Source organism: Paenibacillus sp. EKM212P (assembly GCF_011066115.1).
GTDB lineage: Bacteria > Bacillota > Bacilli > Paenibacillales > Paenibacillaceae > Paenibacillus > Paenibacillus polymyxa_B.
Window position 1 is genome coordinate 106821 of record NZ_JAAMNR010000005.1, and the last position, 18126, is coordinate 124946.

Below are 18126 nucleotides of genomic sequence, written 5' to 3' on the forward strand. Positions count from 1 at the left end.
CAAACGAGTACGATATAAGTGGATGAAAAAATAAAACACGGCGCTTTGTTTCCCATGAAAGGTATGGGCAAAACGCCGTGTTCAGGTCTTGAAGTGGCCTAAAAGCTATTTGCTAGTATCGCCAGCTTCTACCGTTACTGTTTTGGTATGATTTTCTGCATGTTTGTAGTACAAACGGAACAGGATGTCCTGATTGTAGTTACCAAATCCGGTACCGAACAGAGTAACCCCTCCAACATGCTGGGCATCATCCAATATGGCAATACGGAATTTCCATTGCTTCTGATCAATCAGTACTTGGCTTAAAGTCACGTCGGATATCTGCTTGCCATCCATAAAGGTACCTTCGGAGGTAACGCGAAGTCTTTTAAGGAGACCATATTGATTGATAAAATCAGGCCACCATGCAGGTGTGTATTTACCCCGGTTATCCCCGAAATCCCCTGGGCTGGTCCATGTACCCAAATTCACATCATTTAGGAAAAAAGTGATATCTGAAGGCCAATTATCATTGGTAAAAGGGGCCTCGGATGATAGTTCCATCGAAATTTCCAGTTCCTCAGCTTTTTGGCTGGACAGTAGGAAATTCGGCACCTTATAATCCATATATCCTTGGCTGAACCACAGAATTTTGGAATTGAAGCGCTCAGGGTCCAAGAACGAACGAGGCTCATCGAATTCACCAATGATCTTTTCGACGGTAGCCAGTCCGCAGGTCGCCTGTATTTCAAAATCTGTAAAGTGTCCGACAGAAATCTCCGTCTGATGGAATTGTCGTACATCCTGCTGGTAGCGTGGCATGGCGATTTCAATTTTGTCTGTAGCCAGTGAGCACACTTTCTGTACCCCGCCTCGTCCAGGCAGCATTTTGGTCGAAATAATGGACGCTCTCTCCAGTTTCTTGACATGCATCGTCATAATCGCACTGCTGAGCCCCAACGCTTCCGCCAGCTCACGTATATTCATAGGCTTCTCCGCAAGCAGAACAATCATGTTTAGCCGAACCTCACTGGCCAGCGCTTCATAAACGGGAAGTGATTTTTCAGAAATGTCCAGTTGCATAGTTCCTCCAATTCTAACGCACATCATAAATTGATGGTAGTTTAACATATATGGATTTTTTTCAATATTCATACATAAAAAACGATATGATTTACATTTATATAAACAATATACCCTTTCCTTGATCACTGGCACAAGCCTAACCCCTCAAAAAGCCAAAAATTGTTCAAAAAACAGGACACCCCATAATCTCTTTCTTTGTTGTTGGGATGTCCTGTGATGGTATGTGATATGCAGGGTGGATACGGGAATAGAATCCTGTGCCATTGGTGTTTAGGACCGGATATGTTCTTCTGCCAAAGAAGAGTCAGCCGTTTTATCTTTATCTGCTGCGTGTAAATCCTGATGTTGAGAAGCATCTGCCTTGATCAAGCCGGGATGACCAACATAAGGACGATCACTGCGCGAGCGGCCGCGGGTAAGTCGGAAGCCAATCAAGAACAGCACAAGCTGAACAGCCAGTATGTAGGGAGATGCTTCCGGTCCGATCCATTGAAACAGAGCGACAGCGGCGATCACTAAGCACAACAGGCTTGTTGGAAAATGGGATGCCGTCACGTCCAGATCATTTTGCCTACGTAGGGTCATCAGCCGGTACACATACAGTAGGGCGATCAAGCCGGAAACGAACCTCATCCATGCACACCCTATGAGCCATGAGGCAGATTGTGTAGTATCGGGCAGACTAACATCGACATGGCTGGAGGCTATCAGTTCCATAACCAGCCTTGTGACCAACCAGACGATTCCTGCCAGCGCCAACGGACCAGCTGCTGGGCGCAATAGCTTCCACAATGCTGTTCCCCAGCCCGGAGCATGAGATTCCAGCAGAACAAGACGCCGTTCCTCGATGAGTTTGTTCATTTCACGCTCCAGTGATTTGAGAAGCAATTCTCTGCGGAATGTATCACACTCCCGAAGGGATGCTTGAACCTGCTCTTGAAGGTGAGGGGTCAAATAGGGAGCAGCTTTGGCTTCCTGAAGAGCGTGGATGAGTCCGTTCTGGTACTGCTTTTCGCTGTTATTGAACCCGTCCTGGGTAGCGGTTTGGAGACAACCAGCTAATCGTCCATAGATACGCAGCGATTCCTGTAATTCTTCCAGCCGCTGCTGACGTGAATTTCGAAGCTGGGCTGCACTGTGAACATACAGCCATACCAGCAAAGACAACGCCAGCAGGAAGGCAATCAGACCGGGTGAGATATATGCGGCTAACGCCGCGAAGTCCGTCGGGGACACCCGCAATCCCTCCTTCCATTGTTCTTTCTACACTATTGCACAGACCATACAGGCATTTCAAGGGCTTGTATCCCTTTGACCAGGATATATGAAGTATTTTTTGGTAAAATAGACAAGATTACAAGCAGGAGGAGATTCGGCATGGATAAAAATGTAGAAATTACAACAGAACATCATGAGACATCGAATCAACCGTACGGGCAGCTTTGTGACGCTGATCGCGGATAAGCCGGTCGACCGCTTGTATGCGCAATTCGGCGTCTAATTGGTCAGTTCGAGGTCGGAAGGGATGTACTGGCGACAGCCGGGGGGACTGTAAGCTGACATGCTTTACGGGTTTAAGCTGGACATAAAACGGATAAATAACAGTAAGTAAATTATAGACAGGAAGAGGGCACATTTATATGAAAGTTATTATTTTCGGAGCAACAGGAACCATTGGTCAAGCGTTAGTAAAGGAAGCAATCAAGCGTAAGTATGAAGTGACGGCGGCGGTGCGCGACCCGCAACGTGTGACGGAGCAAAGTGAATATTTGACGGTGGTTCAAGCGGATATTCTAAATCCGAATTCCGTTACGGATGTGGCCAAAGGGCACGATGCTATCATTAGCGCATACGGTCCCAAGTTTGGAGAAGAGGAAGAACTGCTCGAAGCGACTCGTTCTTTGCTGGAAGGAACTCGGCGTTCCGGCGCAGAGCGCATACTTGTCGTTGGCGGAGCGGGTAGTCTGAAAACAGAAAACGGTGAACGCCTCATGGATACCGCCGAGTTTCCGGAGGAAGTAAAGCCACTGGCGGCTGCCCATGCAGATGCACTGGAGCTGTACCGCGCTGCGGATGTAGACTGGACCTATTGTAGTCCTGCCGGAATAATTGAATTGGGAAAACGTACAGGACAGTTCCGTATTGGTTTGGATCATTTGGTGGTTGACGAATTAGGCCATAGCCGTATCTCGGTCGAAGATTATGCGGTAGCCCTGATTGATGAGTTAGTAGAAGGGGAATTTGTCAATTCCCGTTTTACGGTTGGATATTAATAAGCAGGGATAGCCATACGGGAGGCGAAAAGCATGTATATGGTGACCGCCGAAGAAATGCGGCAATTAGATCGGTACACAATTGACAAGCTGGGTATCCCGGCCCTTACCTTGATGGAAAATGCCGGGCGCGCGGTAGCTGACGAGGTATTGAAGCTATGTGCCGAGAGAAGTGGGAAGAGCAATGGCGGCGGCTTCCCAGTAGACACTGCTGATCTAACACGTGGAAATGATCGTGCTGAAGTGTTGGGGTCGCAGTGGACAGAAGAGGTTACACACACAGGTCCGGGGGATATACCGGGACATGGCGGTGTTATACGGACAGAGACGTGGAGTCAAGGACGACATGACTTACGGGAACGAGAACACTGGTATATCCTCGTAGGCAAAGGCAACAACGGTGGTGACGGATTGGTGGCAGCCCGCCATCTAACGGATGTAGGGCTACGCGTCACCGTTGTGTACGTCGAGTCGCCAGACACGCTACGCGATGAAGCGGCTGCGCAACGCGATATTATCGCGGCTCTGGGTATCCCGGTGATCCTCTATGGCCGGGATACCCTCGACCTGCGCGACGCCTCCGGCATCGTCGATGCCCTGCTGGGCACGGGCACGCAAGGCCCGCCGCGCGAACCCTACGCCTCGCTGATCCGCGAGGCCAATGCCAGCGGCGCGCCGCTCGTGTCGGTAGACGTGCCTAGCGGCCTCGACGCCGACACGGGTGCGCTGCACGAGCCGTGCATTCGTGCGCGCGTCACCGTATGCCTCGCTTACTTGAAGCGTGGGCTCGTCCAATATTCGGGCGCCGGGACCGCAGGCGATGTGGTGGTACGCTACATCGGTATTCCACCCGGCCTTGCCCGTGAGTGCGGCGTGCAGCTGCGGCTCTTGACCCGTGACACGCTGCGCGCTGCGCTGGACGTGGATGTAAGCCGTAGCCGCGTGCCGGACGGGCACAAGGGCACCTACGGCCATGTTCTCGTCGCGGCCGGAAGCCTGCGCATGAGCGGCGCGGGCTTGCTGGCCGCACGTGCAGCCCTGCGCATCGGCAGCGGCCTTGTCACGTGGGCGGTGCCCGAGGCGTTGTTGCCGCGCGTCATTGGCGCCGCGCCGGAACTGATGCTCGCTGCCGCAGCAGCAGGCGGAGACGGCGAATGGAATGCCGACTCCGCAGACGAGCTGCTACAGCTCGCGCAGGCACGTGATGTACTGGCCGTCGGCCCCGGCCTCGGCCGCTTTGCAGGGGACACCGGCTGGCTGCGCCGCCTGTGGGAGGAATACGGCGGTCCGCTTGTGCTTGATGCGGACGCCTTGAACATCCTCGCCTCGGCGGGGCCTGAGCTGGAGGCTTGGAAGCCGAGAAGTGCGGCGGTCGTACTAACGCCGCACCCCGGTGAAATGGCTCGTCTGCTGGGCATACCGACAGCAGAGGTGCAGCGTGACCGCATCACCCATGCCCGGGAGTACGCCCGGACACGTGGGGTCACGCTGGTGCTCAAAGGAGCACGCACCGTCATCGCTTGTCCCGACGGAACGGCCTACGTCAATACCACAGGCCATGCTGGGATGGCGACAGGCGGTGCGGGCGATGTGCTGACAGGTATCATCGCAGGTTTGCTGGCTCAGGGCTTGAATGTGTCGCAGGCAGCAGCCTTTGGCGTGTATCTGCATGGTGCGGCTGGAGAAACAGCCGCACGTCATCGCCAGCATCTTGCCTCTGTGATAGCTGGCGACATTATTGAAGCCCTATAGGCCATAGCAGCAGTGGCAGGAGGAAGGCCAGCATAATCTGTAATCCATATTCACGGTTTAGCCAGTGCCTTCCTCCATAATACAGCAATGTAATCCCTGCACCTGCTATGCCGTTGCTCCATAAAATGCCCGTTCCGGTAGGCGACATCAAAGAACCTAGTAGGAGAAAGACACTGAATCCTGCAGCGAGGTATAGGGTGAGCTGCTCGGGCTTGCGAAGCCAGGGTAAAAGATCGCGTAGCGCATCGGCGGCAAGAGCCGCCGGAAGGGCAAAGCCATAGGCCCACAGCTGCGTGGTCAGTTCACCACTATTGCCTGCTATAGTCAGAGGGATTCCTGTTATTTCCTCTGTCAGATAGCAGTAGACCCATAAGAGACCAAAAACCAATCCTCCACAGGCCAGTTTATTCAGCGCATAACAACCAAGCTCCATCCGCCAAGGCATTTTGGAATTAAATTCATTCCAAGGCTGTCTCATGTTGCGACTCCTCCTCTTATTACACTCGGTATTCACAACCAATCAAGGAATTTATTTTCAATTACAATCCGCTTACCGTTTACGACATTTCAGTTTACGTTAGCTGTGTATCATGTTCCTAAGCAAAATAAAGATTGCGGATAGCCGCGGTACGGAAAGGCGGGGATTGCATGATACAGGCGGTTATTTTTAATCTCGAAAGTACATTGCTAGACCCCGGAGGACGAGGCTTAACCCAGGGAATGCGTGACATTTTCAGATGGAAAGGTATACAGGTAACTGAAGAACAGGTATCTCATGGGCGAGGAATGCCGATCCGGGATCATATTGCGAATGTGCTGGGACTTTCAGAGGTTCGGAAAAAATGGCTGGAGTGCTTTGGTGCGCATCCTGTCAGAGTGGATATTGAGCATATTTATCTCGAGCTTGTCCCTGTTCTCCGCTCCTTGATCCAAGGGGCTGAGCCTGCTATCGGTATAGACAGGGCGCTGCAGGAGTTGCAGGATCGTCGCATTCAGTCAGGTGCCACTGCATCCTGTCCGATGGAGATGCTCAGTCACGTATTTACGCCTGCACAGTCACCCTATACGCTGGATTGTATGGTAGCCCCTTGTGAAGTTTCGCAGGGGAGGCCATATCCGTGGATGATCTATGAAATTGCACATCGCTTGCAGGTATTTCCGCTGAGCGATATTGTGAAAGTAGGAGATACAGCAGCCGATATGCAAGAGGGACGGAACGCCGGTGTATGGACGATTGGTGTCTTGAACCATAACGAAAGCGTGACGACCGCAGCTCAAACGACCAGCCATGAAGCGGACGACAGAGTGGCTGAGGAACGGCGCAGACAGAGTGTATATGGTTTGAAAAGGGCAGGAGCCCACATCGTGATGAACTCGGTCGCTGACTTGCCGCGTATTTTGCGTGAAATCGAAATGCTCCAGCATACGGGAGGATATCCTCCTTATACGAAACAGGTGAAAACAGCGGCGCTACCCCCATCATAAGAACGGGTATGATTCTGGAGTGCTTGAATACACACTTCTAGGTTATATGTATGCACCTACTCGGATAAAGGTGAACTCTGCTCGGCTTTCAAAACATAATAATGGAGCATTCGCTACGTTAGCGAATGCTCCATTTTAGTTTACTTCTTTTCGTTTAGTTGAATCGAATCCAACATAATATTCACTATTCAGCAGTTTACACCTGGAACTGGTCGGCATGACGCTGCAGATTGTTTGATAGTGTAGTGAGATTGCGGGCTACTTCGGATAGTTCTTTTACTGCTAGGGCCTGCTTCTGAGCGCTTGCTGATACATCTTCGGTCATTCCGGCAGTCTGCTGTGCCGCGCTGGCTGTGTGATTCAAATGTTGATCTACACTGTGACGTACCTCTTGCATTTCTGCCGTCAATTGAGCCAGATGTGCAGCTAACTCCTGAACTTCCTGTGAAACCTGGGTGACTTTGTCAACAGACTGTAGACATACCGAAATTTGGATTTCTTGTTCATTGACGGTCTTTATGTTTTCATCAAATTGATCACCCATTTGCTCAATTTGCTCAACAAAGCTTCTTAAGATTTCATCGATTTCCCGAATCGATATGGCAGATTGCTGAGCAAGTTGTCCCATTTCATGAGCAACTACAGAAAAACCCTTGCCAGCTTCGCCTGCACGTGAGGCTTCAATAGATGCATTAAAGGACAAAATCTGCGTCTGCTTTACGATGCCCTGTACCTGCTGACCGATGTTAGCCGCCTCGCGCGATTTTTCGGTTAATGCGTGTGACATACGCTGCATCTGCTTGATACGCAGGGCGCTTTCTCGTCCTTTCTCTAATAACAGTTCATGCTCACTGGCTACCTGATTACGAACCTCATTGAGATGATGGGCCGTATCCGTAAATTGTTGCACATGGCTTCCGACTTCATCCAGCGTTTGTCCTAATCGGTCAGATTGTTGAACCGATTCCACTGCTTGATCCGCTTGGTTAATAGAGACATCGGCAATTTGCTGGAGTGTGCGGGACAGTTCCTCAGTTTGGTGGAGTGTCCCCTCCGTTGTCACGACGATATTCTCCGATGCGTGCTGGAGTGTGCTTGAACTGCTTTGAATATCCACAATCATATTGGACATGGCTTCCACCATTTTGTTCGTCAATTTGCTGATTTCGCCTAACTGATCATATGTTACTTGCGACGATGTAACCGTAAGGTTGCCGTCGGCTACTTGCTCCAGTGTATTTTTAATAAATCTCACCTGACGCAGTATACGCCGGGTTACCAGCATCATAGCCGCAATTGAGATGATCAGAATGATAGAGATAACAGGAATAACTAATCGGTAGGCCTCGGGCAAGGTATGCTCGTATACTTCAGTCACAGAGGACAGGGATCTATCGATTCCCAAATAACCAATGATGGTTCCATCTGTATCCTTAATGGGAGTAAAGGAGGAAAACATCGTCCCCCACTCAGGGTCCGTTGTAATATCTGTAGTCACTGTTTCCCCTTGTTTCAATTTCTCTTCCGTTTCTTTAAGGGTAAAACTTACAGGAGTTCCGAATGGACTGTAGTCTTTGTCGTCCCATGCGGCTCCATCCACCGTAATTTTCCACTCATTGCCCACACGGTTATACATATAGATGTACAGGATTCCAGTTTGCAGCCTGAGCGTATTTAACTCGTTACGAAGCTGTTTATACTCGCTACTTTGCTCAGATGAATCAGTATTTAAGCTCTTGACTGCGGATTTGTCCAATAGCTGGGCCGTGTTCTTTGCCAGCGTTTCATTGTTTAGCTGCATGGTTGATAGAGAAGCATTCTGGATAGATTGATTGGTCGTCCACAGAACAATGACGCCAATCACTATTAAAGGAATGAGCAAGATGAAGTAGAGTTTGGATTGTAATCCCATTCTTTTTTTAACGCTGCTTTTCATAATATACTCCTTACTATGTTTTTTTTACCTTCATATATATCGTGTACAAATAGGAAAATATGAATAGTAATTCAGATGTTTCATGATTTTTTTGCGTATTTGCGTAAATTCTCATGAAAAAAGCCTTAGCCCGGTAAGTACCGAGCTAAGGCTGTATCTTATGACTTACAAATCGTCAAATCCGTTGTCATCTCCGACCTTGCCATAATTGCGTGATTTTGCTTCAAAAAAGTCCGTTTTTGTCGCATTCAGCGCTTCGTCTGAGAATGGTTTAATCCAAGGCATACAGTTTACATCTACGCCTTCGTACGCTTTGTCCATACCAAGCAATCTCAGGCGCATATTTGCCATGTATTTGATATAATCGCTCAGCTCGTTCAAGTCGATGCCGCGAACCTCTTTGAGCGTATAATGCGCCCAATTCGTTTCCAGCTCCACAGCGCGGCTAATCATACGATAGACATAGTCCGTATTTTCCTTGGTGTTCAGCTCAGGGAAATCGGACAGTAGCTGCTTAAACACTTCGGCAAAGAAGTAGCAATGCTGATTTTCATCACGCTGAATATACGAGATCATTTGGCTGGTTGCCATCATTTTCTGATCACGGGCCAAATTGTAGAAGAAAGCAAATGTGCTGTAAAAGAAAATGCCTTCCAAAATCAAATCGGCTACCATCGCTTGGAAAAAGGTTTGTGGGTTCTGCTCATCGCGGAACTCCTGATAAATGTCCGAGATGAATGTGTTACGCTCCAGCAGGACAGGATCGTTTTTCCAATATTCAAAAATTTCCTTCTGTTCCTGATCTGACACCAAAGAAGACAGAACGTAGGAGTAGGACTGGTTATGCACCACTTCCTGCTGCCCGATAATTGCTGAAATAGCTTCCAGCGAGGAATCGGTAAAATAGCGTTTTACATCCCCGACAAACATTGTTTGCATCGAATCCAGCACAGCCAGCAGGCCGATGTTAATTTTGAAGGTGCGCTGTTCTTCGGCATCCAGCACAGGGAACTGGGACGCGTCCTTGGACATCGGAATTTCATCTGGAATCCAGTGGTTCAGCAGCAGCACTTTATACAATTTGTACATATGCGGCATCCGAATATCGTTCCAATTCAAAATACCGGAGTTTTCGCCTTCAATAATACGGGTAGAGCGATTTGGTGCTTCCGTGTTGAAAATCTTTTGTAACTGCATGGGAGATTCTCTCCTTTAATTTAGGATGCGCAGCTATCACATTCTTCAATCGTCAGTGCGCGGCTGCGTACATAATAGGTCGATTTCATACCTGATTTCCAGGCATGGATGTGCAGCTCTAAAAATTCAGTTGCTTTAATATCAGGCCGTACATACAGGTTAAAGCTTTGGCCCTGGTCAATATGACGCTGACGTGCAGAAGCCATGTTGATCGAAGCGTGTTGATCCAGCAAGAAAGCCGTCTTGTAGTACCAGATGGTTTTTTCGTTCAAATCTGGTGCAGGGTTAGCAATCTTGTAAGTTGTTTTCTCTTCATAGGAAAGCAGCTCGTACAATGGATCAATGCTGGCGGTAGAGCCTGCAATAATAGACGTGGATCCGTTAGGCGCGATGGCGAACAGCCATGCGTTGCGGACACCATTTTGTTGGACTTCTTCTGCAAGCTCGCTCCACTCGGACGTAGTGACAAATTTGCCTTCACGTGTACCATCCGTATAGCCACGGGAAGTGAAATAGTGCCCAGTAGACCAGTCAGAACCCTCGAATTTGGCATAACGGCCTTTTTCTTTCGCTAGCTCCATGCTGGATTTGACTGCCAGGTAGTTAATTTTTTCATACAAATGATCGTTATAGGTTACCGCTTCATCGGATTCCCAACGGATACCTTCCAGTGCGAGTAGATGATGCAGTCCAAATGTACCCAGACCGACAGCGCGATATTGGCTGTTCGTATATTGTGCTTGCAGTACTTCAATGTTGTTGATATCAATAACATTATCCAGCATACGTACCTGAATCGGTACGAGGCGATCCAGCACACCTGCCGGAACCGCACGAGCCAGATGGATGGAGTTCAGGTTGCACACCACAAAGTCGCCAGGAATTTTGGAAATAACGATGCGTGTTTGTCCGTCCTTGGTGACCAATTCTTCTTTTTCTACTACAGTTGCAGATTGGTTTTGCATAATTTCCGTACACAAGTTGGAGGAATATACCATACCATGGGCGCGGTTTGGGTTCGCCCGGTTTACCGTATCACGGTAGAACATGTAAGGTGTACCTGTTTCCAGTTGTGACTTCATCAGGCGCTTCATAATGTCGATGGCAGGCACTGTAATACGAGAGAGAATGGGATGCTGTGACGCCTCCTCATACTTTTCGCGGAAGGTACCTGAACCGAAGGTTTCATCATAAAAATCTTCCAGGCCCAGTGGACGACCCTTGTCATCTTTCCAGCCCATCACTTTCTTCACTTCATGCGGACAGAACAGATTCCATTCACCCCGTGCTTCGACCCGCTCCATGAACAGATCAGGCAGACATACGCCATGGAACACGTCATGTGCACGCATCCGCTCGTCACCGTTGTTCAGCTTCAGGTCAAGGAACGCGAGGATATCCTTGTGGAATACGTCCAGATATACGGCAATTGCACCTTTGCGAGTACCCAATTGGTCTACGCTAACAGCTGTATTGTTCAACTGGCGAATCCACGGAATGACGCCGGAACTTGTATTTTTATGTCCGCGGATATCGGAGCCACGCGCCCGTACTTTACCGAGGTATACGCCGATGCCGCCGCCCATTTTGCTAAGACGGGCTACATCCGTATTGGAGTCGAAAATGCCTTCCAACGAGTCGTCTACGGTGTCGATAAAGCAGCTGGAGAGCTGTCCGGCCACCTTTTTTCCGGCATTGGACATGGTTGGTGTAGCTGCTGTCATGTACATGTTGCTCATCGCCCAGTATGCTTCCTTCACCAGCTCCATCCGCTTGTCGGCAGGCTCTTGGTGCATCAGGTACATCGCAATGATCATGTAGCGTTCCTGTGGCAGTTCCATTACGCGTCCGTCAAAATCATTCGCCAAATAGCGCTCAGACAGCGTTAACAGCCCGATATAATCGAACAACAGATCATTTTTCGGCAATATGGAATCACCCAACTCATCAATCTGCTCCTTGGTATAGTAGTCGAGCAGTTCTTGACGGTAAATTCCTTTTTGGACCAAATCAGTGATCAGTGGATAAAAAGCACCGTAAGGCTCGTCCGCATAGGATTTATAACGGCGGTGAGTGGCCGCTTTTTTATACAAGGAAGTGAGCAAAGCACGCGCAGCGGCAAATTTCCAGTCCGGTTCTTCCTTACTAACCAATTCAAGAGCAGCCATCGCAAACGCGTTGCTGATGTCATCCCCCGTGACTTCGTCCCGGCGCAGCTTGCTAGTTACACCACGAATGAGACGATCTTTATCCAGCTTGTCCAGCCCGCTGAGTACACGGTCGGCATATACGGAAATGCGTATTTCATCAAAAGCCAACTGGCGATTGTTTGGTTTGGTTACGAGTTGTGGCATAGGATTAATTCCTCGCTTTCCTGATTTGGAATCATACTTGGGAATAGGCATGAAAATGATCATAATGAGAAGATAATGGCGAAAAAAGCGATGGTCAGACAGCATTTGGGGGCTGTATGTAATCCAATAACATAGAAATAGCGATGCACCTGCCAATGAAGGGGGAAAAGATGGTTCCCGTACGATTTATCGGCTACATCACTATATTTAGACGTGTTATGAATATTTAACCCAACATATTGTGTATATAAACTTAAAATTTCAAATAAGTGCAAGGAGTATTATAGCAACATTCGAAGCCATACGTAAAGGAAAAGGAATGGAAAATCAAAATATGCAGAGAAGTCGCGGGCTGTATTTGAATTGAGGCAGTTTGAACGGTACAATGAATGATAGAGTGTTTCCTGCAGAAACAAGCAGCATACATATGAACTATTTTTGTGAAATCAGGTTGCTCGCTCTATCGGACTGAAATTTTAGATTTTTAAAGAAGCGACGACTTTAAATTAAAGGAGGAACTTGGCGATGGCTATTGCAGAAGTGACAGTGATCCCGATTGGAACGGGGAGTACAAGCCTGAGCGACTACGTTGCCCAGATGCAAAAAGTGTTGAAGACGCAAAAAGGAATTACCTATGAGCTTACCTCCATGAGTACGATTATTGAAGGTTCGTTGGACGATGTGTTCACCGCCATTGCTGCGCTGCACGAAGCGCCATTCCTGTCTGGAGCCAAGCGTGTTTCCACCTCGGTTAAAATTGATGATCGCCGTGACAAGCCTTCCTCCAGTCACCAAAAGCTCCGTTCCGTCGCAGAGAAACTATCTGGCACCACGACAGGAAATGTTACCGAACTAAATCCAAATCCTAGTTGAAAAAGTTGATGTAAGTGATTGATTTTTATGTAACTAAGAGTATAATAGTTTTTGTTGTCAGTTACACTGACCTGCTGGTGTAGCTCAGGGGTAGAGCAACGCACTCGTAATGCGTAGGCCGGGGGTTCAATTCCCTTCACCAGCATAGCTATCAACTCAAGCACAGCGCGACTTCCAAGCTTTTTGGAGGACGCGCTTTTTTGTGATTCTGGGCAATCTTCTAACAATCTTCTAACCTTTAGTATAGTAAAGTGGTTTTTTCAGTGTTCATGAGTTCCCTGTTATGAGCGTGTCTTAGATCATAGAAACGAATCCGCGGAAAGTCAGGTTGCTCTTTTACGATTGTGTCTAAAATACGATAGTAATGTCGTGATTCGGTGCAGTGATTGCTTATATTCTGGCTGAGGCTTATGTGGATGGTAAGTCGGCTGACAGTCCAACTACAGATAATGAGGAATAATCACAAGCGTTTGGAAATACGAAACACCCTGCTGGCTTAATGTCGGTGGGGTGTTTTTTTGTTTACAGGGGTGCCCTTATGACAAACGTGGCTTTTCCACATGATTCGCAAAAAAAGATATTGACAACTGTTAATTACTGGACAAAAATAGTAAATGATTATAAAATACTGGAATTTCTATGCGAAGGGTGGCTATGGCATGAAGCATACACCTACGATTCGAGCAGAATTAGACAGATACCTACAACAAGAAGGATTGAGTTTAACACAATTTGGTCATATTGCGGATATGAATAGGGGAGCAGTAAGTGCTATCGTGACAGGAAACAAGCCTTTGTCTGTTAACCAACTGGATCGAATTACTGAGGCTATGGGTTTACCAGAAGGTCACTTTTATGACTTGTTCATAGAAAACTACATCATCGACCATCCTCCGAATATGAGGCGAATCGAGCCATTTTTGTTTCGCTGTGCGGAGTTGGACAAGTTGGATGCGATCCGTCGAGTGGTGGGAGCCATCATGGACAATCTACTGTATTCACCCAAACTATTTGAAATTGCAGAAGAATTGTTGGCGCAAGGAAGACATGCGGCTGCATTGCTGCTCTATGAGGGGGTAGCTGAAGCGGAGAAATATCAACATTCAGAACGATTGGCAGTCTGTCAATATCGTATATTTACGATTCAAGTTGGAGACGATCAAAGCCGTAATCTTAGTGCAGCTACGATTTTTGAAGTTTTTGTTGAGCGCCTTGATGAAATAGACCAACTTGATGCTTTAAAGGATTTAGCGAACGTATACAGGTCTTTGCGTAAATGGGACAAGGTTGACGAAATGGCGAAGAAAATGAGAGCTAAAGCCGAAATCCAATATACACTGAAACATCAACAGAACAGTCGAGAACACACTGACTCTACTGATAAGCTAAGCCGTCCATTGTTTGTATACATTTCCTATGCTGACCTGTTGTGTGCAAGCGTCTGTGAAGCCCAAGGCGATTATCAACAAGCTCTAGACTATACATACACCTACGCTAATTTAGATTGGGTAATGGAGACTGACGAAGATACCCGGCACTGGATTAGCTTGTTCAAAAGTTGGGCAGAAGGTAATACTTACGTATATAAACTTTTATCAGGAGATATAAATGTGCTGCATGATTATGTTGAATATATTGTAGCCACATCAGCGACTAACGAAAACGAGAAGATATCAAAACTACTCAATGTTATAATTGCCGCAAACCAATATAGCATAGATGTAGACGATATACTCAAACGAATTGAATCGGAGATTAATTCGTTTTCTGAACATCCTCTATCCGATGATATGTATACACAGCAAGTGATACCGGACTATATCGCGTGGTTTGGTTACGAGTTAGCTTATTATTATTTACATCGAGGCTCCTACAATGATGGTTTTAAACATTTGATGTATTCAACGGTAAGTTATCATACACTAAATAATGAGACTTATTTCATTAATTGTATGGGGCTATTTTTACATTTTCGGGATCATGCTGTTCCTGAAACCAAAACTGGTTTTTTAAATCTTATTGAAAAGGTGTGGATGACTAATGTTGAAAAAAACGGTACTGCTGATTATCGCGGCTAGCTTTTTGTTATTTATTATAACTGTGCCGGATCAAGCCTTAAACCACCATAGTATCCAGCCTCAGGTTACCATTGGAGGAGCTTAAACATCAGTCCCAAAAATCCCCGCAAACCTTAACTGGTGGGCGGGGATTTTTGTTGAACGATCTGAGGAAACAGTGTGTTTAACGAATCTAAGGACAGTGTATTGAACAGTACCCCTTTCAAAACCTCTCCTTGTTTATTTATGATTCCCAAAACTGAAGAATTAATGTGTAATTAAAAGCAATGCTGCATTACAAATAATGTATACAAAATAAGCTCTCTGTTATGATTAATTGAATTGGCAGGTTAAGACAAAGTGACCATAAAGATCAGATTAATAGTTGTAAAATGACAAGACATGCTGATTTTGGTGCCAACATTTGGAAGCGTGTCTTGGTAAGTGTGAGACGTGTACTGGAAGTCCTAGTCGCTGTGAACGACCAGTCCGGTCACGTCTTTTTGCTTGGCAAAGGCTTTGGCGAACGTCTGTACAATCAATTCGATTGTCGTTATGTTCGCTGAGTTGGTGGGCTACAATTTCATTGTTGAATAATCTTTAATCGCAGATAGATATACCCAGCAATTCCCTACACGATATTGCGTGATATCTGTGCCCATTTTTGATTAGGTTTGTGCGCCTTGAAATCCTGTTTTAGCAGGTTTTTCGCCACACGACCTTCCGTAGAAGAAGTTTCAACCGGTGCGGAAAATCAACATGCTCATGACTACAGTAGCTGCTAACTATATGCCCGTCTCTTCTTCTTCCGAATTAGCATGGTCAGGAAAAGGAGGACAGGCAGTGCAATCTGAAAAATAGGCCAGATTTGAACCAAGGCTACATGAAGACCAAACCATAAAAATTCGGTTAACCTAGGGGAGAGAAGCGTAAGAGCGTATATGATGATGCTTAGCAACAGTAAAGCAGGCTTATATCTAAAGGGGGTTATCGTTTGCAGTCCAATGACGGCACCAAACATAAAACCAGCCGTTTTGACTCCGATTCCAATAAAAAGAATCATCGAAAACAGGACATCAGCTCTCTCAACGATCTTCGGAAGCTGAATTAGTTGAGTAACCTCGAATAAGGGATAGGTACTTGATGCTGCCCATTCTGGACCTAGAACAAGGACTGATAGTTCATTCATAACGATAAGGAACACAGCAGTGAACCAGTAGACAATGATGATCGACCGCTTTAATTTACGTTTATCCGCGACGATCTTGAACAGCACAAGAAAAAGAATTGTCTGACCGAAGGGAAAAGATATGATCTCGGGAATGGCAGCCTTCACTACGGGAGTTAAACCGTTCTCCAATACAGGAAACAAAAATTCAAAGTGAATGAGTCCTGTAAGAGGAGTAAGCAATAGTAGAATGACGTAACCAAACGCCAAAAGAAGAAGAAATATATGACATAGAAGGAACCAAACTTTCGGTCCAAACCTAACCACATCGGCGCAGACAATTAACGCTATAAACGTAATGACTTCGGTAGGGGTTCTGTTCAGCAAAGTCAATGCTCCGAGCTCACCAATGTCTCTGACACTCCTGGAAGCTTCGTAAGTAAAGTAACCGATGAACAGAAACCCACCCAGACTGCCAACCCATTTTCCCCAATAATGGCATAGGAGCTCGTACAAATCCCGATGTGGGTCAATTTTATGCATGAATAAGTACATCATTAGCAGTACGAAGCCCGCAAGTGCACCTATCAACATGGCTAGCCATGCATCCTGTTTGGCTGTTGCTCCCAATAAGAATAATGTTGTACTGCCAACCTGAAACAAGGAAAAGGCGATAGCTAACCCGGATACTCTAGTAACGGTTTCACGCATGCTTTTAAAGCCCCTTCATATAAATGAGTTAGGTTTCACTTCCGATATGCTTCTGTAGGAGTCCAGGACGCTGAATCCGTGCATCCACTCGAATGTCCAGTTCTATCTTCTTAAACTCCTGATCCCAGTTATTTTCTAAAGTCTCCCACTCCCTTGGGAACTTTCGGTGAATCCGATCAGCAAAACCGGTTGCGTCCACACCAAGTTCCTGGAGTTTAGCCCAGCCCTCATTTATCGTTCTGGTCACTTCTTTTGAAATCTGTTCTTCCAAATCATGTATGGTCTCCGTCTTGGAAATATCCTTAGTGCATGTGGTTTCATTTAAAGTTCCGTTAATTTTAACTCTAACCTGCATGGTGTAATGAGAACTCGTTTTTCTGGGTGTAAGCTTTACAACCGCAGAGTTTACTAGTAGGGAAGAGTACATTTTCCTGCCAAGTTGTTCGCTGCAAGGGAATGAAATTTCGGTGTTTTTAACCTTTTGAGACAGATAAGATACTCCCAGACTCTCTTCCTTGTTGAGAAACCCTTTGAGCTTTCCTTTTTGGAATACCGCCAATTTAGTCAATGCCAGCTTGAGTGGGACCGAGGTTTTTTTGAAGACATCCAGACTCTCTGCTTCCTTCTCGTCCTGATAGTCCCTTTCTCCGGTCAACTCGGCGACCGGTACTCCAATGGATTTGGAATCCGAGTTCATGCTTAATACGAAATCATAAACCCTAACTTTTGGAAACAACGATAAAATATCGCTCTCTTTGTCGACCAATTCACCCATGGCGACGCCTTGAAGTTTTTCAGGCGGCAATAATTTCTTTAATAGATCGGATGCTAGTCCGTCCGTTACAATCATATTTACCATCTCCCTCGCTTCCGTATTACGAAGATAATAATCGATTAAACGGTCCATTCCCTTCTCAGCTGCTCTTTTACCGATAAATACAACACGATTATGTGCTAAGTAAATTCGTCTTGATGTTTTTAAATTGCTGTACGATAAGGCCTGGTTATAGGTTTTGGACTTTACAGAGAGTACATGGGATGCCGGTTGGGAAGACCCTCCCGTTCCTCCTCCGGTACCACTTGCAAGGGCGGAGGGAACAATAATCTGATAGGACACCATCCACTGTCCGTCGTCCATCATATCTACTCCTGTAGCTGCAGTTACCCACAGCTCATTCAGTTCGACTCGGTTCCAGCAACCCGCCAAAATGAACAACACGACCAAAACCATAAAAAACCTTCCTAATTGGGACAT

At 46.8% G+C, this 18126-nt stretch carries 14 protein-coding genes and 1 tRNA gene; 7 read left to right on the forward strand and 8 right to left on the reverse strand.

The genetic code is table 11. The features are described 5' to 3' along the window. Positions 1-105 precede the first annotated feature (105 nt). Positions 106-1062 carry an ArsR/SmtB family transcription factor gene (locus tag G9G54_RS16045; protein ID WP_061831167.1) on the reverse strand — a complete coding sequence of 319 codons (957 nt, stop codon included), beginning with the start codon at positions 1060-1062 and terminating at the stop codon, positions 106-108. Positions 1063-1335: 273 nt separating this feature from the next. Beyond that, complete coding sequence (locus G9G54_RS16050; RefSeq protein ID WP_165178826.1) at positions 1336-2301, reverse strand: hypothetical protein; 966 nt, start codon at positions 2299-2301, stop codon at positions 1336-1338. A 404-nt stretch (positions 2302-2705) separates the two neighbouring features. Between G9G54_RS16050 and G9G54_RS16060 the strand changes: the two genes are divergently transcribed. Together G9G54_RS16060 and G9G54_RS16065 are read left to right on the forward strand one after the other, a co-directional pair. Beyond that, positions 2706-3338, forward strand: coding sequence for an NAD(P)-dependent oxidoreductase (locus G9G54_RS16060; protein WP_061831169.1), 633 nt, complete (start codon positions 2706-2708; stop codon positions 3336-3338). 33 nt (positions 3339-3371) lie between these two features. Next, positions 3372-5090 carry an NAD(P)H-hydrate dehydratase gene (locus G9G54_RS16065; RefSeq protein ID WP_165178827.1) on the forward strand — a complete coding sequence of 573 codons (1719 nt, stop codon included), beginning with the start codon at positions 3372-3374 and terminating at the stop codon, positions 5088-5090. On the opposite strand, the gene G9G54_RS16070 is transcribed toward G9G54_RS16065, so the two are convergent. After that, complete coding sequence (locus G9G54_RS16070; protein ID WP_165178828.1) at positions 5074-5568, reverse strand: hypothetical protein; 495 nt, start codon at positions 5566-5568, stop codon at positions 5074-5076. The genes G9G54_RS16065 and G9G54_RS16070 overlap by 17 nt on opposite strands. A gap of 170 nt (positions 5569-5738) precedes the next feature. Between G9G54_RS16070 and G9G54_RS16075 the strand changes: the two genes are divergently transcribed. Further along, positions 5739-6575, forward strand: a complete 837-nt coding sequence (locus tag G9G54_RS16075; protein ID WP_165178829.1) for an HAD hydrolase-like protein — start codon at positions 5739-5741, stop codon at positions 6573-6575. Between the two features lie 196 nt (positions 6576-6771). On the opposite strand, the gene G9G54_RS16080 is transcribed toward G9G54_RS16075, so the two are convergent. The 3 genes from G9G54_RS16080 to G9G54_RS16090 form a co-directional block, all read right to left on the reverse strand. Then, positions 6772-8511: a methyl-accepting chemotaxis protein gene (locus G9G54_RS16080; RefSeq protein ID WP_165178830.1), complete on the reverse strand. Its 1740-nt coding sequence runs from the start codon at positions 8509-8511 to the stop codon at positions 6772-6774. Between the two features lie 165 nt (positions 8512-8676). Then, positions 8677-9708, reverse strand: coding sequence for a ribonucleotide-diphosphate reductase subunit beta (locus tag G9G54_RS16085; protein ID WP_165178831.1), 1032 nt, complete (start codon positions 9706-9708; stop codon positions 8677-8679). 20 nt (positions 9709-9728) lie between these two features. Further along, entirely contained in the window at positions 9729-12062 is a 2334-nt protein-coding gene (locus tag G9G54_RS16090; protein ID WP_165178832.1) for a ribonucleoside-diphosphate reductase subunit alpha, read from the reverse strand. A 525-nt stretch (positions 12063-12587) separates the two neighbouring features. Here G9G54_RS16090 and G9G54_RS16095 point away from each other — a divergent pair. The 4 genes from G9G54_RS16095 (at position 12588) to G9G54_RS25730 (ending at position 15558) form a co-directional block, all read left to right on the forward strand. Continuing rightward, a complete protein-coding gene (locus tag G9G54_RS16095; RefSeq protein WP_165178833.1) occupies positions 12588-12935 on the forward strand; it encodes an MTH1187 family thiamine-binding protein in 348 nt (115 codons plus the stop codon). 73 nt (positions 12936-13008) lie between these two features. Next, positions 13009-13080 (forward strand) — tRNA-Thr (locus G9G54_RS16100). A 514-nt stretch (positions 13081-13594) separates the two neighbouring features. Then, positions 13595-15013, forward strand: a complete 1419-nt coding sequence (locus G9G54_RS16105; RefSeq protein WP_165178834.1) for a helix-turn-helix transcriptional regulator — start codon at positions 13595-13597, stop codon at positions 15011-15013. Positions 15014-15384: 371 nt separating this feature from the next. After that, a complete protein-coding gene (locus G9G54_RS25730) occupies positions 15385-15558 on the forward strand; it encodes a hypothetical protein (RefSeq protein ID WP_238808144.1) in 174 nt (57 codons plus the stop codon). Positions 15559-15773: 215 nt separating this feature from the next. Here the strand turns inward: G9G54_RS25730 and G9G54_RS16110 are convergent, their stop codons facing one another. Further along, positions 15774-16871: a GerAB/ArcD/ProY family transporter gene (locus G9G54_RS16110; RefSeq protein WP_165178835.1), complete on the reverse strand. Its 1098-nt coding sequence runs from the start codon at positions 16869-16871 to the stop codon at positions 15774-15776. 28 nt (positions 16872-16899) lie between these two features. Beyond that, positions 16900-18126, reverse strand: coding sequence for a Ger(x)C family spore germination protein (locus tag G9G54_RS16115; RefSeq protein WP_165178836.1), 1227 nt, complete (start codon positions 18124-18126; stop codon positions 16900-16902).

Bases quoted from the DNA above. Each gene is read 5' to 3' on its own strand.
- G9G54_RS16075 (WP_165178829.1), top strand. From the start codon at position 5,739: ATGATACAGGCGGTTATTTTTAATCTCGAAAGTACATTGCTAGACCCC.
- G9G54_RS16105 (WP_165178834.1), top strand. From the start codon at position 13,595: ATGAAGCATACACCTACGATTCGAGCAGAATTAGACAGATACCTACAA.
- G9G54_RS16070 (WP_165178828.1), bottom strand. From the start codon at position 5,568: ATGAGACAGCCTTGGAATGAATTTAATTCCAAAATGCCTTGGCGGATG.
- G9G54_RS16095 (WP_165178833.1), top strand. From the start codon at position 12,588: ATGGCTATTGCAGAAGTGACAGTGATCCCGATTGGAACGGGGAGTACA.
- G9G54_RS16065 (WP_165178827.1), top strand. From the start codon at position 3,372: ATGTATATGGTGACCGCCGAAGAAATGCGGCAATTAGATCGGTACACA.
- G9G54_RS25730 (WP_238808144.1), top strand. From the start codon at position 15,385: ATGACAAGACATGCTGATTTTGGTGCCAACATTTGGAAGCGTGTCTTG.
- G9G54_RS16085 (WP_165178831.1), bottom strand. From the start codon at position 9,708: ATGCAGTTACAAAAGATTTTCAACACGGAAGCACCAAATCGCTCTACC.
- G9G54_RS16090 (WP_165178832.1), bottom strand. From the start codon at position 12,062: ATGCCACAACTCGTAACCAAACCAAACAATCGCCAGTTGGCTTTTGAT.
- G9G54_RS16045 (WP_061831167.1), bottom strand. From the start codon at position 1,062: ATGCAACTGGACATTTCTGAAAAATCACTTCCCGTTTATGAAGCGCTG.
- G9G54_RS16115 (WP_165178836.1), bottom strand. From the start codon at position 18,126: ATGTCCCAATTAGGAAGGTTTTTTATGGTTTTGGTCGTGTTGTTCATT.
- G9G54_RS16060 (WP_061831169.1), top strand. From the start codon at position 2,706: ATGAAAGTTATTATTTTCGGAGCAACAGGAACCATTGGTCAAGCGTTA.
- G9G54_RS16080 (WP_165178830.1), bottom strand. From the start codon at position 8,511: ATGAAAAGCAGCGTTAAAAAAAGAATGGGATTACAATCCAAACTCTAC.
- G9G54_RS16110 (WP_165178835.1), bottom strand. From the start codon at position 16,871: ATGCGTGAAACCGTTACTAGAGTATCCGGGTTAGCTATCGCCTTTTCC.